This window comes from Pseudomonas sp. FW305-28 (assembly GCF_017351395.1).
In the GTDB taxonomy this organism is placed as follows: Bacteria; Pseudomonadota; Gammaproteobacteria; order Pseudomonadales; family Pseudomonadaceae; genus Aquipseudomonas; species Aquipseudomonas fluorescens_AA.
Map to the genome: position 1 here is coordinate 16384 of NZ_JACNDD010000077.1, position 15563 is coordinate 31946.

Here is a 15563-nt window from a genome sequence, read left to right on the forward strand (position 1 = left end):
TTGCTTTCCGGCAATTAATTGGCAAACGCACGATAAGAGAACGTAGCGAATGGACGACGGACGATACGAAAGGCGGACGGCTATGGAGGCAAGCGCGGCGGCGTGGTCCGAGCCGCATATCCTGCTGATCGACGACGTCCCGGAGGATATTCGCGCAACGCTCGTCCTGCTCAAGGCGCAACCCTGGCGCATTTCCCTGGCCAGCGATGCCCACCAGGGTTATCAGCGGGCCCTGGCCTTGCGCCCGGACCTGATTGTGCTGGACGTGCACATGCCGCACATGAACGGTTTCAGTCTGTGCAGGCTGTTGCGCGAGGCGCCGGCGACCCGGCACACGCCGATTCTGTTCCTGTCTTCGGCCAACAGCTCCATCGAACGTCTGGAAGGGCTGACCGTCGGCGGGGTGGATTACATCCCCAAATCCTGCGCGCCCGAGGAAGTGCTGGCGCGTATCAAGATCCACCTGCAACTGACCTGGCGCGCGCCGCCCACCGCTCAAGCCAGCCCGGCCGCCCCGGAGCCAGAGGGCGATGAGATCGTCCTGCGCGCCGCGATGCGATTGATCGAAGAACACCTCGATGACATGCCTTCCCTGGTCCAGCTGGCGCAGAAAGTCGGCACTCACGAGAAGCGCCTCTCGCGGATCTTTCGCGAGCACCTGGGGCTGACGGTGTTCGCCTACATTCGCGACGCCCGATTGCGGCGCGGCCAGGATTTGCTCTCCGAAAGCGCCATGAGCGTGCAGGACGTTGCCGAACTGGTGGGTTTTCGCAACGCCTGCAACTTCACCACGGCCTTCCGCCAGCGAATCGGCATGACGCCCAGCCAGTTTCGCCAGCAAGCCCTGGGCATCACCGAAACCGAGTCGGCCGGGCGTGCCTGATGCGCCTCCTACAGTTGTTATTGCTGGCGACAGCGTTGTTATCCACAGGCTTGCTGCACGCCACGCCTGTGGATATCTGCCGGGCGGACCACCTGGAGCTGATGCCCGCGATACAGATTTTCGAAGACACCCAAGCCAGCTTGAGCCTGGAAGACGTCGCCCGACTGCCCGAAACGCGTTTCAACGCCGCAACCCCAGGCTGGCCGACCCAAGGCTATAGCCGCTCCGCCTTCTGGTTGACAGTGCAGCTCACCAACTCAAGCGCTGTGTCGTGTTCGCGCCTGCTGGTGATCGGGGCGCCGCGCCTGGAAGACATCCGTGTGTACCAGTCGGGACATGACGCCCACGCCGGAGCCGCCTATCCCTTGGTCGAATGGCCCCAACCGGCGGCGCGTCAGCCGGCGTTCCCGGTCTCGCTGGCGGCGGGGGAGCGCGTCACGGTGTTCGTCCGCGTGACCAGCAACTTCCAAATGTTGCTGGAGCCGGAACTGTGGTCCGAGCCGGCGCTGCTGCGCAGTCAGCAACAGACCTACTTGAGCGACGGACTCACCCTCGGCATTGTCCTGCTGGTCGTGCCGTTCGGCTTCATCGTCGGCTGGATCCTGCGCTCCCGGTTGCTGAGCGTGAATGCGGGCGCGGTCCTGAGCTACATCCTGCTGACCTGCATCCTCAACGGCTACCTGATCTACTTGCCCTCCACGCTGGGCTGGACCCGGGAGTTGCTGACCTGCGCCAGCGCCCTCTCGTTCGTCCTGTTCCTCGCCTACTTCCGCGTGCTGTTACAGGTGTCCGTCCTGCCCAAAGTCATTGGTTGGAGCTATTGGCTGCCGCTGTCGGGGTGTGTGCTCGGGCGACTCTGGTGGTTGAAAGTCGATCCGGTCCAGGGCGCGCAGATCGTCCAGATATCCCTCCTGAGTTTCTACGGGGTGCTGCTCGTCACGCTGTTCATGGCCTGGCGCAGACGACTGAGCTACAGCTGGCTGGCCTGGCTGGTGTCGGGGCTCTTGCTTGCACAATTGCTGATGCGGATGCTTTTCCCCCAGGAACAATTGCCCTGGCAGTCGCCCCAAAGCAAATACAGCTTATCGTCCACACTCCCGGGCGTGGCGTTGCTGGTGTGCACGTTGATCATGGAAGTGGCCCGCAGCCGCAACCGCGAAAAAAACGCCCTGGCCACCCTCGAACAACAACGCCAGGCCGAGCACGAACGCCTGGAAAGCACCGTAGCCCTGCGCACGTCGCAGTTGCGCGACTCCCTGGCGGCCCGCAGCGCGTTGATGGCGCGGATCAGCCACGACTTGCGCTCGCCGCTGGTGCGCATCATCGACTATGCGCGTCTGCTGCACGCCGGACCGAACCGCGACTATCAAGCCACGATCGAGCGCAACGCCCGCCAGCAACTGGAGCTGATTGACGAGATGCTCGAGTTCTCCCGTGGCGAGCTGGAGCAGATGCAACTGACCCTCGCGCCGGGCTACCTCTACGGCTTCCTCAAAGAGATCGCAGACGAAGCGGGCTTCCTCGCCGCACGCCAGGGCAACACCTTCGAAGCGGTGCTGGCGGATGACCTGCCGCCACTGGTGGAAGCCGACTTCAAACGCCTTCGGCAGGTGCTCATGAACCTTCTGGCGAACGCGGCGAAATTCACCCGCAACGGCCAGATCCGCTTCGAAGTGAGCGCGGCTCCAGGGGCCTCCGTCGACACCGTGGAACTGCGTTTCAGCGTGACCGACACCGGCATCGGCATCGACCCGCAAGAGTTCGAACAACTGCTGCAACCGTTCCGCCGCGGTCGCAATGCCCAGCGCTACGAAGGCAGCGGGCTGGGCCTGTCCATCGTCACCCAACTGCTGGAACGCATGGACAGCCGCCTCGAACCCCAAGCCACCGGGCAGGGCAGCCACTTCAGTTTTCGCCTGCAACTGAACTGCGCCCAAGAACACGACCTGGAAAACGGCCTCGTCGACAACAACGCCACGCCGCTCGACGGCCAGGGCAAACACGTTCTGCTGGTGGACGACGTCGAGCAAAACAGCGAATGGCTCTACGACTTGCTGGCCGGCTACGGGTTTGACGTGAGCATGGCGGCGAACGGCGAAGACGCCTTGGCCTGCCTGGCGCAGCAGCCAATCGACCTGCTGATCAGCGACCAGATGATGCCCGGCATGGACGGCTGGGAACTGCTGCGACAAGTGCGCGAACGCTGGCGCCATCTGCCGGTGATGCTCTATTCGGCGGTGCCGCCCCGCAGACCGCAGGACTATCCAGAGGACCTGGCCTTCGACGCGGTCCTGCTCAAGCCTGCTGACAGCCGCGAATTGCTGGCGTGGGTGAAGGCTCTGGCCTGCCCGGACACCACGCGTCGCGCGTTGGTACGGGAGCACTAGGATGCCGGGTTTGGGTTACCGGTTGTTCCTGCTCGGCGGCCTCTCGATGTTGCCCTGGCCGTCGGTCCAGGCCGAACAAGTGGCGCCCAGCGCCCTCACGCTCGACGCCACCACCGTCACCGCTCGCCGTCGCGAGGAAGACCCGCAACAGGTGCCGATCCCGATCAACGTCCTCTACGGCGAGCAACTGGACGAGGCCGGCCTGCACCGGCTGCAAGACATCCAACAGCGCGTGCCCGGCTTGATAGTGTCCGGTCACGACGCCCGTTACGCCGGCTTCGGCTTGCGCGGCTTCGGCGCGACCGCCTACAACGATGGCCTGGAAGGCAGCGTCGGCACCTACGTCGATGGCGTTTACCAGGCGCGCCAGGGCATGGCCTTCACCGAGTTGATGGACATCGAGCGCATCGAAGTGCTGCGCGGGCCGCAAGGTACCTTGTTCGGCAAGAACACCACGGCGGGCGCGCTGAACATCATCACTCGCCAACCAACGTTTCAGCCCGAAGCCAACCTCGAAGCCAGCTACGGCGAGCGCGGCCTGCGGGAATATCGCGGGACGGTTTCCGGGCCGTTGCAGGACAATGTGCTGGCCGGCCGACTCAATGTTTTCGACAGTTCCACCGATGGCGCCGTGGAGAACCTGCAAGACGGCGCCCGCCTCGGCGACGCCGACAGCCAAGGCCTGCGCGGCCAGTTGCTGTGGACGCCGACCGCCGACTTCAGCGCCCGCCTCATCGCCGACTATGCCGAGCAAAACGAGGCCGGCAACGTCCTGCTGGTCAATCACTACAGCCAGCAGACCCGCAAGCGCGCCCAGTTCCTCGGCTACCCATTGTCGGAGCCCGACCCTTACAAGCGCGAGACACGCATCGACGCGCCGGGTCATCCGCAAACCTTGCAGAACGGTGTCTCACTGGAACTGAACTGGGACCTCGACGAGGCAATGCGCTTGACCAGCATCACCGCCTACCGCGACTGGGACTACCGCGCCACCCGCGACAGCGACAGCACCGCGCTGTCCGTGGCCCAGTCCGAAACCGAGCTGGGCCACCGGCAGTTCAGCCAGGAATGGCGCCTGTCCGGCACGGCCGGTTCGTCCGTCGACTATGTGGCCGGGCTCTATTACCTGCGCCAACAACTCGACCGGGAGATCGACGCCGAGTTCGGCAAGGACGCCGCGCCCTGGTTCGTCGGCGATCAATTGGAGCAATTGCAAAAACTCTATGGCATCACGTTCACCGAGCCGAAGCAGGTGCCGGCGATGCTGCTGGACGGCGCCCGGCAACGCTATGACGGCGAACAGAAGGGCGACAGCCGAGCCATTTTCGGCCAGCTCTCCTGGCGCCCGATCGACCCGCTGGAGCTCACCGGCGGCCTGCGCTACAGCCAGGAGCGCAAGGACGGCTGGGTCTCCCGCGACGTCAGCAACCTCGCCCCGCTGACAGGTTTGCCGCCGGTGTTCCAGGCCGGTGGACAGTTGCTGCGCGACATCGCCCTCGGTGGTGCTTATTACCGCGAGGATTCGATAAAAGAAAACAACGTCTCCAGCCTCCTCAGCGCCAGCTACCGCTTCAGCGATGGAGTGATGGGCTACGTCAGTTGGTCGAGGGGCTACAAGGCCGGGGGCATCAACTTCGACGTGGTCGGCCCGTTCACCGCACCCACCTTCGAGCCGGAGCGGGCCACGTCCCTGGAGCTGGGCATGAAGACGCGTTTCTGGGATGAGCGCGCATTGCTCGACCTCGCCGTCTACCAGAGCGATGTCGACGACTACCAGGCGCTCACCTACAGCCCGCCGACGTCCATGTTCGCCCCGCCGCTGCGGGACAACCTGATCAACGTCGGCAAGGTCCGCCTGCGCGGCATCGAGCTGGATTCCGCCTGGCAACTCACCCCCCGATTCACCGGGCGCCTGGGCCTGGCCTGGAGCGACGCGCGCTACCGCAGCTTCCCCAACGCCCCGTGCCCGCCGGCCTCGGGCCAATGGACCTGTGACCTCAGCGGCGACCGGCTCTACAACGCGCCGGAATGGAACCTCAGCAGCGGCCTCGACCACACCCATCCGCTGCCCTATGGGCTGGAAGCCTTCAGCGGCATCGACTACAGCTTTCGCACCGGCTACTCCGGCACCCTCGAAGGCGGCGAAGGCAGCTATCAACCCAGCTACGGCCTGACCAATTTGCGCCTGGGCCTGCGCAGCCAGGACCGCGCCTGGGAAGTGGAAGGCTGGGTGCGCAACGTCTTCGACCGCAACTACATCACCGCCGTCTATTCACTGCTCGGCGCCGGTGACTATGGCGTCATGACCGGCAGCGAACGAACCCTCGGCACCACCGTCAGGCTTCGCTATTGAGCGAAATAAACCGCGTCGGACAAAACGCCAGACGATTGCCGCCGGCCTTTTTCGACAGGTACATCGCCTTGTCCGCCTTGCTGATCAGCCCATCGACCTCCTGCCCATGTTCCGGAAAAAACGCCACGCCGATACTGGCGGCAATCTCCACCGTTTGCGCACCGATCACGATCGGCGCATTGGCCGCCGCCAGCATCCGCTTGAGCAACGGCTCGCTGTCCTCCACCGCCTGCAAACCCACCAGCCCCGCCACGAACTCATCGCCACCGAGGCGCGCCAACGTATCGCCTTCACGCAACGTCGCATTGATCCGCGCCGCGACAATCTGCAACACCCGATCCCCCCAGTCATGGCCATAACTGTCGTTCAGTGCCTTGAACCCATCCAGATCAATGAACGCAATGGCCACCTTGTGCTGGTGAATCCGCGCCTTGCCCAGCGCCTGGCGCATCCGCTCGGCCAACAGCAAGCGATTGGGCAGTTGCGTGAGGGCGTCATAACGGGCATCGCGCTCCAGTAACTGAAGCCGTTGCTTCACCTGCGTCATGTCGCTGAGCAGTGCCACATAGTGCTGCACGTTACCGTGACGGTCATGCACGGCACTGATGCTGATGCGCGATGTCATCTCCCGGCCATCCTTGTGATTGCTTTGAATTTCACCGGACCAATGCCCGTGAAAATCCAATGCGTTCTTCATCGGCGCATAAAACGCCGCGAGCCGACGCACCATGCGATGGGAGTTCAACTCCCGGCCCCTTACCTCGTCTTGGCCGTAACCGGTCAGGCGGGTGAACGCCTCGTTCACGGCGATGACCCGGCCGAATGGGTCGACCAGGATGATGCCTTCGCGGGCATGGCTGAACACGGTGGCGGCCAGCTCTGGGCACACGGTGTTGAGGCGACGGTCCAGAGCGGCTTCGTCACGGGTGGCTGGCCATGTTTCGGAGTCGAAGCCTTGCTGCGCCAGATAGCCGGCCAGGGATGACAGCGCCCGGTGCAGGCGGGTCAGGGCATTCGTGGCGAGCCTGGAGTTGAGGCAATAGCTCCGGATGAAGGTGTGTAGGTTCATGGGAGTACACGTTGCTCGGCTGCAGCGGTAGGGTGAGTGAAGAAGGCATTATCGAGGCGGGGATTGGCGGGGGAGTTTGCTGGAGCGGATGGGAGCTTTGCGCAAGGGGATGGAGTGGAAAGATTTTTTGCCTGGGATGTAGGAATGTCAGGCGGGGCTGTCAGTCGTTGGGCAGACGGGCCTCGCCAGCCGACGTCGCCTTGCGCCTTTGCCTACAACTACGCCAGAATCCGCCGGCTTGTTCGCCTTGGGCTGCATCGGTAGTTTGGGACCTGTCACTGCTCATCAGTGATCGGGTTTAGTCGCCCGTCGTTGCTAAGTCGCTCAAGCGTCCATCAGTCAGGTATCCCATACCTGCACTCGATGGTGGCTGTGCGCAGGGCGCCTCCGGGTGCGCCGATTTCTTAGCTCGTCGGTCGACTAACCTGCGTACAGCTGCCTCCCAATCGTTTAGTCGCGAGCGGGACGTAGCCCAATCCAAAGAGAGCTAAGGCTATGGTCAAAATTACACCGAATCCTCCAGTTACAGATACAGACGAACCCACATCACGTGCCCAATCGGCTCGCAACAAAAAGCTCGACGAAGCGGCCACTCGTGCCCTGGATTACTACCTGAAGCCCAAGCCTACGGGCGAAACATCTGACAAGTCCGACTCCATTTTACGGATTGACCCTGGGGTTGATTCTGAATGTTTGCTTGCGAATCTCAGTGAGAACCTCGCTTCGGCGAATGCCATGATCAACGATTTGGCGTTTGATCTGGATGGGTCCCGGCGTCATGTGGCGTTGGGGATTTTGCAGGTGATTGAGGTGAGTGAGTTGTTGGCGAATCGGGCGTTGGATATTGTTGAGGTGAGGTAGCGACTCAGCTACAGCGGTATAAGAAAAAGGTCTTGTCTAACAAGACCTTTTTCAAAAAATGACCGCATTCGTCATTCAAGGCAGACGATTTGAATGATGCGGTTATCGCCATGAATGATTGTGTGAGTCCACTCTTCTATGGTCGTTATCTGCTGTGGTGACAGGTCGTAGACAAAGCAAAAATCTTCAGGCTTTGTCCAGCCCATAAGTGCGGCCAACGGGTCCATGTATACGTTTGGGACTTCCACGGTCTGTATTAGCTCTTCGGTAGTCTGGTCAAAAATTTCAACGACGGGCTTCATTTTTCTACTTTCCTTGTCGGATCGGCGGGTTTGGTTTGTTCGCCAGTCATCGGATCAAACTCGCCAAGGTGTTGACCCTGTTTTGTGTACAGCTCTACGGCACCGTGCTGTGAGTCCCATTCATAAATCCTGCCTTTACGATCCTTCCATCTTCGACGTTTAACGCCACCACCACGTACAAAGGTTTTGGAAGGAGCAATCGTAGCGTCTGGAAACGCAGGAAGCAGTGGTGGGGGCTTGTAGTACTTATGATCCCCCGGAACACTCAGCACCACATAAACCGGCCGAACCCCCGAATCCGCCGGAAACACCAGAATGAAATCCCTGTACTCCGGCGGATAGATCGGGTCGACGATGATGCTGTCGGCCACCGGCGTCGGCGGATAGATCCAGATGTTAGGTGCCTGTGGCGCCGCTTCCAGGGCAGGGATGCCGAGGGTGTCGGACGGGTCGGTGGCCGGGGTCCAGATCAGCTCGATGCCATCACCCAGGTCGGCGACGAATTGATCGGCCCGCGGGGTGAATTGGACAACATCGACCATTTCCCAATCGCGGTTCTGTCCGGTGTAGAAGCCATAGCCCTTGAGGCTGCCATCGGCCTGCTGCTCGATGCTCAGGCGCATGCGGCTGCGGGCTTGCTTGAGATCGCGTAGCTGGTCTTCGCTGTAAAGCGCGCTGTCGCCCAGATTGGACGGCCAGAGTAGGGCGACGATGCCTGTCAGCAGGGCTGCGCCGACGGTACCGCCGGCAGCGGCAGCCGTAGAAGTTGCCGAACCGCTAAGCGCGAGCCTGCCCAAGGTAGCGGGTACCGTGCCAGCGCCGATCCGCTTGAGGGGGATCGTGCCGGATGGGTCGGCGCTCCTGCCCCCGAGCCACATGAGATCGCCGTACTGCTTGACCAGATCCGCCGGGACATAGCCGTTGGGGTTGCTGTAATCGATGATGCCATCGGGGAGCTTGCAACTCTTGGCAAACACGCTTCCGGTCACGCTGGATAACGGCTTGCTATCCACCGTGGCCCAGCGCATTTGTTCGTAGACTGCCTGACGGGCAAGCATGGCTTCATGAGCCTGCTGCAGGGCGTCGCGCTCGGCCAGTTCGCTGGCGCTCATGTCCCGATAAGTGAGGTGATGCCCGTCACCGCCGGGCGGGTTGCGAACCTGGGGGATGTCTTTTTCGCGTGTCGCCACGTAGTGAGTCTCGTCCGCTAAATGCAGGGCAGACGCTAACGCGGGAAGAGAGGGGCGCGATGTAGGAGGTTTCTTGAAGTGGTTGTTCCGGTTTCCTCAATACAGGTAGGGCTGGCTGTTGAGGGGCGGAATAAGCTGAAGCGTCAGCGGGGGATGTCAGTCATTGGGCGGTAATCAGCCTGCATCTGAGTGCTACCAAAAAAAGATAACACTCTCTAACCCGTTCGGCGCGTTGCCACTCCCAGCATTTTGTCCCCCTTGCTCTTTAGTGCCGTGGCTTCTCTCTACACGCGAAGCAGGAAAATTCGCTGCTCGACCGGGAGTCATTTAATATCTCGACCTCGTCCAATACGTGGTCTCGTCCATGCAGTCTCTCGAAAATGCGCTGCTTTCCTACGCCACACAGCACTTGCCATCACTTCCCCATATCTACACCTGGAAGTTCGATACCGCTCTCGTCCACCATTCATTCAAATGGGAGATCGATGGCTCGAACTGGTACGAAAAAGCGTGCGTCCTGAAACGACATGTCGCCCAGGAATGGACCACGTCGCCCGAACAACGAATGGCCCTCGCAGACTACGCGGTACGCGTGTGGGGAGGTGTCAGGGGAAACGCGCTCGCAACGATGCAAGGCTACGTTCAGACCGTGTCACAGGGGCGGGTGCCGGACAAGCACAAGGGCATCGCCTCATGGTCGAAGGTGGCGGCATTCTCGAATCCAATCGAACACGCCATCTTCGATGCGCGGGTCGCATTTTCCCTGAACGTTCTACAGATGCTTCACAGCGATGAGCAACGCTGGTGGTTTCCGCACTTGGCGGGTCGAAACACCCACCTCAATGCCTGCTGGCCCCGCTTGAAAACCCAGGCGCGTGAACAGCGCTGGATTCGAATTGCGACGACCGATGTCTACTCGACCTACATCGAGTTGCTGGTGAACGTCTCCCGAAAACTGGATGTGGAGATCGGTGACGTGGAGATGCTGCTCTTTTCGAAGGCGGAAGATTTTGCCGGGGCGTTCAACGAGGCCTATCCCCCGTCCTGACGACCAAAGCACCCCGGCACTTATCGAAAGGGGACGACAGGCAGTTCCCCGTGGCGAGGGAGCTTGCTCCCGCTGGGCTGCGCAGCAGCCCCAAAACCTCCCCGCCCGGCAGACTCCGCTACGCCAACACAACCCGACCAAACCGGGCGTTGTCATCCTGCGGCGTAATCGCCAGCAACTGATCGAGTCGAATCTCTCGGCGACCTTCCGCAGTTTCCACATCAAGAAACTCCTCCCGCGTGGAGGCGGTGCGCGTGGTGATCGCACGGGCGGTCAGGCGTTGGCCGTCAGTCAGTTCGATGTCCAGCGTGTAGCCGTACAGGCAGGCAATCTCCAGGTAATCATGCAGGTCGCAGTTCAACGGTTGATAGGTCTTCATCTCATGTGACACCCAATGGAGCGACCGGACAGGTTAGGGCGCCACCTGTCCGTCGCAAGATTAGAACTCTGAATCAGAGCAGCTGTTTCAACATCGCCTGCAGTTGCTGGTTACGCGCCTCATCCAATGGAAAAACCGGCAGCCGTGGGTCGCCAACCTCCAGGCCAAGAGTTCGCAAACCGGCCTTGATGGTGGCGGGCAAACCGCCCTTGAGGATGAAGTCCAGCAGCGGCAATTGACGATAGAACAACGCCCGGGCCAGGCTCAGGTCGTTGGCCAGTACGGCCGCATACAGGTCTAGGTTGAGCTGCGGGATCAGGTTCGGCGCGGCAGTGCACCAGCCCTTGGCCCCGGCGGCGAAGGCTTCCAGCGCCAGCGGGTTGCAACCGTTGTAGAACGGCACCTGGCCTTCGCCCAGCAACTGCAGCTTGTGCATGCGCTGAATGTCGCCGGTGCTTTCCTTGACCATGGTGACGTTATCCACCGTGTTGAAAATCCGCAGGATCAGCTCCACCGACATGTCGATGCCGCTGGTGGCGGGGTTGTTGTAGAGCATGATGGGCAGGTCGATGCTGGCGCCGATGGCCTGGTAGTGCGCGAGGATTTCCGCCTCGCTCAGTTTCCAGTACGAGGCCGGCAACACCATCACCACATCGGCGCCCTTCGCCTGGGCAAAGCGTGCGCGGCGCACCGCCTTGGCGGTGGTCAAGTCAGACACGCTGACCACGGTCGGCACCCGGCCGGCGACGCGGGCGATGCTGAACTCGCTGACCTGGTCCCACTCGGCGTCGCTCAGGTAGGCGCCTTCGCCGGTGCTGCCCAGGGGCGCGATGGCATGCACGCCGCTGTCGATCAGACGGTCGATGGACCGGCCCAGTGCGTCCAGGTCCAAGCCCTGGCCGTCGGTGGAGAAGGGTGTGATGGTGTAGCCGATGATGCCGTGGATGTTGGGGGTAGACATGGCTTCGCTCCTGGTGGGTTCAGTTCAAGCAATCGGCGTGTTGGCGCAGGGTCTGCCGGGCGTAGTAGTTGAAGGCGGCCGCGTGGCGCTTGGGGCGGGCGATCCAGTCGTGGGCTTCGCGGCCCAGGTGAGGCAGGATCGGTTTCACCTCGCCGGCGGCCATGGCCAGCAATTGCAGCTTCGCGGCGCGTTCGATCAGTTGGGCGATGTTGCAGGCTTCTTCCACGGTGGCACCGGTGGACAACTGGCCGTGGTGGGAAAGCAGGATCGCGCGCTTGTCACCCAGGGCACCGGCGATCAACTCGCCTTCCTCGTTGCCCACCGGCACCCCCGGCCAGCCCTCCAGGAAGGCGCAGTCGTCGTACAGCGGGCAGAGGTCCATGTGGGAAATCTGCAGCGGCACTTCCAGCATCGACAGCGCGGCGATGTGGGTCGGGTGGGTGTGAATGATGCAATTCACATCCGCCCGGGCGCGGTAGACCCAAGTGTGAAAGCGGTTGGCCGGGTTGGGCATGCCATGGCCCTCCAACACCTCGAGGTCTTCATTGACCAGCAACAGGTTGCCGGCGGTGATCTCATCGAAGCCCAGGCCCAATTGCTGGGTGTAATAGGTGCCCGGTTGCGGCCCACGCGCGGTAATCTGCCCCGCCAGCCCCGAGTCGTGACCGTTCTCAAACAGGATGCGGCAGGTCAGGGCCAGCTTTTGTCGTACAGTCCACGTATTATCCGGCAGTGTTTTCTGCATCTGGTTAACAGCATGCTGGACCAACTGGTCCTTGGGCGTCGCCAGTGTCTTGCTCATACCCGTTCTCCTGATTCGTTCTTTGACCGTTCTTGATCCGCGTCATGGAAGCTGTGAAAGGAAGGTGCTAATGACACTAAATAGACTATATGACACAAAGTGTCATTTGCAATCGCAGATTGTCCGTTTCTCTGGAAATGTTGGTTACCTATGTCCATTCGCTTGAAATTGCTCAGGAAAAAACTCGGCATGACACTGGACGTCCTGGCCGAAAAAACCGGGATGACCAAGAGCTACCTGTCCAAGGTGGAACGGGGCTTGAGCACGCCCTCCATCGCCACGGCGCTCAAGCTCGCCAAGGCCCTGAGCGTGAAAGTCGAGGAGCTGTTCTCCGAAGAAAACGTCTCCCTCGACAGCTACAGCCTGGTGCGCAGCGAAGACCGCCAATCCCTCGCGGCGAGCAGCGGCAGCTCCGAATACGCGGTACTGGCCCACCAAGTATCCGAGCGCAGCCTGCTGCCCTTCATCCTCTACCCGGCCGCCGAATTCACCGCCCATCACGCGTTCAAGGAACACACCGGGGAGGAGTTTCTGTTCGTGCACGAGGGTCAGGTGGAAGTGGACTTCATGAACGAGCGCGTGCTGCTGAACCGTGGCGATGCCCTGCATTTCAATGCGCAGAAACCCCATCGCCTGCGTTCGGTGGGGGATGTTCAGGCGCAGTTGCTGGTGGTGGTGCACAGTGATGAGTCGGGGGAGAAGGGCGAGGGCGCCTAGTGGCTCCAATCGCAATGCCATTCAGATAAGCAAAACAATGAACTGTGGCGAGGGAGCTTGCTCCCGCTGGGCTGCGCAGCAGCCCCCTCCTATAAGCGCCTCGCCACAGACCTTCCGACAGCCTCAATTGAACGGCATCGGACATCTACTCAGACCAGTCGAGCGGCGTCCTGTCAGTAAAGACCGACAGACACCAGCGACGAAGGCCCGCCAAGCCACAGCGCCTTGCGCCTTTGCCTACAACTACGCCAGAATCCGCCGGCTTGTGCGCCTGGGGTTGCGTCGGTAGTTTTGGACCTGTCACTGATTGTCAGTGATCGGGTTTAGCAGCTCGCGGTGAAACAGGTTGTGCAAGGCGTCATCCAGTCAGGATTCCCCATCCTGCACTTGATGGTGGCTGTGCGCAGGGCGTCCCCGGACGCGCCGGTTTCTTGTTTCCCCGGTCTGCTAACCTGCGCACAGCTGCCTCCCATCGTTTAGCAGCGAGTGGGTGATGGCTCCTACTACAGGAAGCAAGACGATGGTAAAAGTTACTCCGAATCCTCCTGCGGCAGACGAACCTACGTCCCGCGCCCAATCTGCCCGCAACAAGAAAATCGACGACGCTGCCACGCGAGCGTTGGATTACTACCTGAAGCCTAAGCCTAAGGGCGAAACGTCTGACAAGTCCGACTCCATTTTTCGGATTGATCCGAGTGTGGATTCTGAGTGTTTGCTTGCGAATCTTAGTGAGAACCTGGCTTCGGCGAATGCGATGATCAGTGATTTGGCGTTTGATCTGGATGGGTCGAGGCGACGGGTTGCGTTGGGGATTTTGCAGGTGATTGAGGTGAGTGAGTTGTTGGCGAATCGGGCGTTGGATATTGTTGAGGTGAGGTAGGATCGACTCATAGATTCCGCTTTCCGGACACAAAAAGGTCTTGCCTAGGCAAGACCTTTTTTTTCAATAATATGTCACCTTTTCAGTCCCCTTTTGCCGCATGATCACGAAGCATATAGGCAAGGGGTAGCGACATTCAGCTTTTAACCGAAACTATCCTAGTCTGCACTGGAAAACCAGTTTTTTGGAGTCCTGGTGGGCCACGAATAACAGAGTCATACATTATTCATTCGGGTATCACGCCATCTAAGAGTAGCGCAGCGTAAAATTATACGACCGTTTTAACGTCTTCTACACCATCCTTTTGGATGGGTTTCTCCATTTCCTCCTGAGCGGCTAGACCACTTTCGACCTTTTTTGCTTGCGAGCTAAGTAACTCATCTGTTCTGGCGGCCAATTTTTTTGCAAGGGCAGAGAATCCGGGTAGCTTTGATAGGCTCTCTACCGAGTCTGAAAGCTTCGCACTATTTTCAAGCGCGTCCATCAAAGGATGGTCTGTCTTGTTGTAATCAGTAATAAGCTTGCCTGGATTTTCGGAGCTGACTTGTAGCATATTAAATAGCAATCTGGTCCTCAACTCGTCACGAACGACACTTTCACGGGGAAGTGATTCGATCTGATTTGATAGGCCAGAAAAAGTCCTTCCAAGAACAGCCTTGTGAGTATATTCCTCAATCAGTCGTTTGGATAGATTGAGCTTTTTACTCGACGAATATGCAAACCATAATACTGGGAAGTACAGAGGCAGGATAGAGACGATAAGATTCGGGGTTCCCTTAATGACTTCGACCAATTCATTACCTTTCCAACCCAATAGGAATACATCGACGCCGAATGGAATCAAAGACACAGCAACCATAAGTCCAATTGCGATCTTGAAGCTAAGTTCATGTGCAGTCAATGAAACTATCTCATCATCTTTCTTTCGCTCGTAGGCAGCACTTAGCCCCGCTGCCATGGCGCCGGGTAATAAGCCTGATATCTCGTCATTTATAGCCGAATACCTTTTGCCTGATAAATCTAATAGCTTTTCAAATTCTTCCTTTTCATGAGATAAAGCCTGCTCATGCTTTTCAATCAAATCGTTAATAGTGTTGTTGATTTGGATTTCCATGTTTTCAGTTTGGTCTTTAATTGAGGTGTAGGCACCTTGCAACTCATCGAGAAGCCCGTCTACTTTTTCGACAGAGCCATCTACTCCCTTCACTTCTGCTCCCAAGATGGTTTTGTGCAGTTCGTCAATGTCAGACTTTTTCTTCATTGAGTGGTTCAAAAGCCCATCAATGTCTTTGCTGATAACAGTAATTCCGTCCAGTTGCTTCTTGCTCGCCTCAATTTGTTCAGGGAGTTTCTGAGCTTCTAGCAGTGCGGCCTTAACTACGGCCAAGTCGCTACTCATCTCTTTGACTGCTTCTGAGGCGAAATTTTGTTGTTGGACTATAGCCGTACTAATTTTTTCGCTAGCCTGGGCAAATTCCGAAATTTCTTCGGTTAGTTTTTGTGTTTTTTGGGCTAAGTCGCCAACGCTAGCAAGCTCGCTTTTTGCCGCGTCTTTACAAGCTAAAAGATCTTTAAGAGCCTGTTCTACTTTACTTTCTACGGATTTAATACTCGCGAGAGAATTTATGGCGTTGTTTGCTGACTCCAATGCTGAGGCTTCAGAGTCCGAAGCTTTGATTTTAATGTCCTCAGATAGTTGCCTAAGCCGCGTGTCTATCTCGGCTTTATATT

General features: G+C 59.3%; 14 protein-coding genes. 7 read left to right on the forward strand and 7 right to left on the reverse strand.

Translation table 11 applies throughout. The features are described from left to right. Window positions 1-82 precede the first annotated feature (82 nt). From J4E53_RS18375 to J4E53_RS18385, 3 genes are read left to right on the forward strand one after another with little or no spacing between them, the layout of a single operon-like run. Complete coding sequence (locus J4E53_RS18375; protein ID WP_060739117.1) at window positions 83-883, forward strand: helix-turn-helix domain-containing protein; 801 nt, start codon at window positions 83-85, stop codon at window positions 881-883. Beyond that, window positions 883-3270 (forward strand): hybrid sensor histidine kinase/response regulator, encoded by a 2388-nt coding sequence (locus J4E53_RS18380; RefSeq protein ID WP_103310134.1) that lies wholly within the window; start codon window positions 883-885, stop codon window positions 3268-3270. Before J4E53_RS18375 ends, J4E53_RS18380 begins: the two co-directional genes overlap by 1 nt. 1 nt (window position 3271) lies before the next feature. Next, window positions 3272-5623, forward strand: coding sequence for a TonB-dependent receptor (locus tag J4E53_RS18385; RefSeq protein ID WP_103310136.1), 2352 nt, complete (start codon window positions 3272-3274; stop codon window positions 5621-5623). On the opposite strand, the gene J4E53_RS18390 is transcribed toward J4E53_RS18385, so the two are convergent. Beyond that, the gene (locus J4E53_RS18390) at window positions 5607-6692 is read right to left on the reverse strand and encodes a sensor domain-containing diguanylate cyclase (RefSeq protein ID WP_060739114.1); all 1086 of its coding nucleotides are present in this window, start codon (window positions 6690-6692) and stop codon (window positions 5607-5609) included. The genes J4E53_RS18385 and J4E53_RS18390 overlap by 17 nt on opposite strands. Before the next feature lie 495 nt (window positions 6693-7187). Here J4E53_RS18390 and J4E53_RS18395 point away from each other — a divergent pair, with 495 nt between their 5' ends. Then, on the forward strand, window positions 7188-7553 hold the full coding sequence (locus tag J4E53_RS18395; RefSeq protein WP_103310137.1) for a DUF6124 family protein: 366 nt from the start codon (window positions 7188-7190) through the stop codon (window positions 7551-7553). Window positions 7554-7624: 71 nt separating this feature from the next. Here the strand turns inward: J4E53_RS18395 and J4E53_RS18400 are convergent, their stop codons facing one another. Further along, window positions 7625-7855, reverse strand: a complete 231-nt coding sequence (locus J4E53_RS18400; RefSeq protein ID WP_103311155.1) for a hypothetical protein — start codon at window positions 7853-7855, stop codon at window positions 7625-7627. Continuing rightward, window positions 7852-9045 (reverse strand): colicin E3/pyocin S6 family cytotoxin, encoded by a 1194-nt coding sequence (locus J4E53_RS18405; protein WP_103311153.1) that lies wholly within the window; start codon window positions 9043-9045, stop codon window positions 7852-7854. Before J4E53_RS18405 ends, J4E53_RS18400 begins: the two co-directional genes overlap by 4 nt. Window positions 9046-9409: 364 nt before the next feature. Between J4E53_RS18405 and J4E53_RS18410 the strand changes: the two genes are divergently transcribed. Beyond that, window positions 9410-10093, forward strand: a complete 684-nt coding sequence (locus tag J4E53_RS18410; RefSeq protein ID WP_146042681.1) for a hypothetical protein — start codon at window positions 9410-9412, stop codon at window positions 10091-10093. Window positions 10094-10211: 118 nt separating this feature from the next. On the opposite strand, the gene J4E53_RS18415 is transcribed toward J4E53_RS18410, so the two are convergent. The 3 genes from J4E53_RS18415 to J4E53_RS18425 form a co-directional block, all read right to left on the reverse strand. Next, entirely contained in the window at window positions 10212-10472 is a 261-nt protein-coding gene (locus J4E53_RS18415) for a Rho-binding antiterminator (RefSeq protein WP_092442188.1), read from the reverse strand. Window positions 10473-10545: 73 nt separating this feature from the next. Then, entirely contained in the window at window positions 10546-11433 is an 888-nt protein-coding gene (locus J4E53_RS18420; RefSeq protein ID WP_103311149.1) for a dihydrodipicolinate synthase family protein, read from the reverse strand. Between the two features lie 19 nt (window positions 11434-11452). Then, the gene (locus J4E53_RS18425) at window positions 11453-12235 is read right to left on the reverse strand and encodes an aldolase (RefSeq protein ID WP_072346896.1); all 783 of its coding nucleotides are present in this window, start codon (window positions 12233-12235) and stop codon (window positions 11453-11455) included. Between the two features lie 150 nt (window positions 12236-12385). Here J4E53_RS18425 and J4E53_RS18430 point away from each other — a divergent pair, with 150 nt between their 5' ends. Both J4E53_RS18430 and J4E53_RS18435 read left to right on the forward strand, forming a co-directional pair. Next, window positions 12386-12952, forward strand: a complete 567-nt coding sequence (locus J4E53_RS18430; RefSeq protein WP_103311147.1) for a helix-turn-helix domain-containing protein — start codon at window positions 12386-12388, stop codon at window positions 12950-12952. A gap of 520 nt (window positions 12953-13472) precedes the next feature. Beyond that, window positions 13473-13832: a DUF6124 family protein gene (locus J4E53_RS18435; RefSeq protein ID WP_207268166.1), complete on the forward strand. Its 360-nt coding sequence runs from the start codon at window positions 13473-13475 to the stop codon at window positions 13830-13832. Window positions 13833-14100: 268 nt separating this feature from the next. On the opposite strand, the gene J4E53_RS18440 is transcribed toward J4E53_RS18435, so the two are convergent. Then, window positions 14101-15563, reverse strand: a 1463-nt coding sequence (locus J4E53_RS18440; RefSeq protein WP_207268167.1) for a hypothetical protein, incomplete at its 5' end; no start/stop codon positions are given.

Bases quoted from the DNA above. Each gene is read 5' to 3' on its own strand.
- J4E53_RS18375 (WP_060739117.1), top strand. From the start codon at position 83: ATGGAGGCAAGCGCGGCGGCGTGGTCCGAGCCGCATATCCTGCTGATC.
- J4E53_RS18415 (WP_092442188.1), bottom strand. From the start codon at position 10,472: ATGAAGACCTATCAACCGTTGAACTGCGACCTGCATGATTACCTGGAG.
- J4E53_RS18395 (WP_103310137.1), top strand. From the start codon at position 7,188: ATGGTCAAAATTACACCGAATCCTCCAGTTACAGATACAGACGAACCC.
- J4E53_RS18385 (WP_103310136.1), top strand. From the start codon at position 3,272: ATGCCGGGTTTGGGTTACCGGTTGTTCCTGCTCGGCGGCCTCTCGATG.
- J4E53_RS18430 (WP_103311147.1), top strand. From the start codon at position 12,386: ATGTCCATTCGCTTGAAATTGCTCAGGAAAAAACTCGGCATGACACTG.
- J4E53_RS18410 (WP_146042681.1), top strand. From the start codon at position 9,410: ATGCAGTCTCTCGAAAATGCGCTGCTTTCCTACGCCACACAGCACTTG.
- J4E53_RS18390 (WP_060739114.1), bottom strand. From the start codon at position 6,692: ATGAACCTACACACCTTCATCCGGAGCTATTGCCTCAACTCCAGGCTC.
- J4E53_RS18400 (WP_103311155.1), bottom strand. From the start codon at position 7,855: ATGAAGCCCGTCGTTGAAATTTTTGACCAGACTACCGAAGAGCTAATA.
- J4E53_RS18420 (WP_103311149.1), bottom strand. From the start codon at position 11,433: ATGTCTACCCCCAACATCCACGGCATCATCGGCTACACCATCACACCC.
- J4E53_RS18435 (WP_207268166.1), top strand. From the start codon at position 13,473: ATGGTAAAAGTTACTCCGAATCCTCCTGCGGCAGACGAACCTACGTCC.
- J4E53_RS18425 (WP_072346896.1), bottom strand. From the start codon at position 12,235: ATGAGCAAGACACTGGCGACGCCCAAGGACCAGTTGGTCCAGCATGCT.
- J4E53_RS18380 (WP_103310134.1), top strand. From the start codon at position 883: ATGCGCCTCCTACAGTTGTTATTGCTGGCGACAGCGTTGTTATCCACA.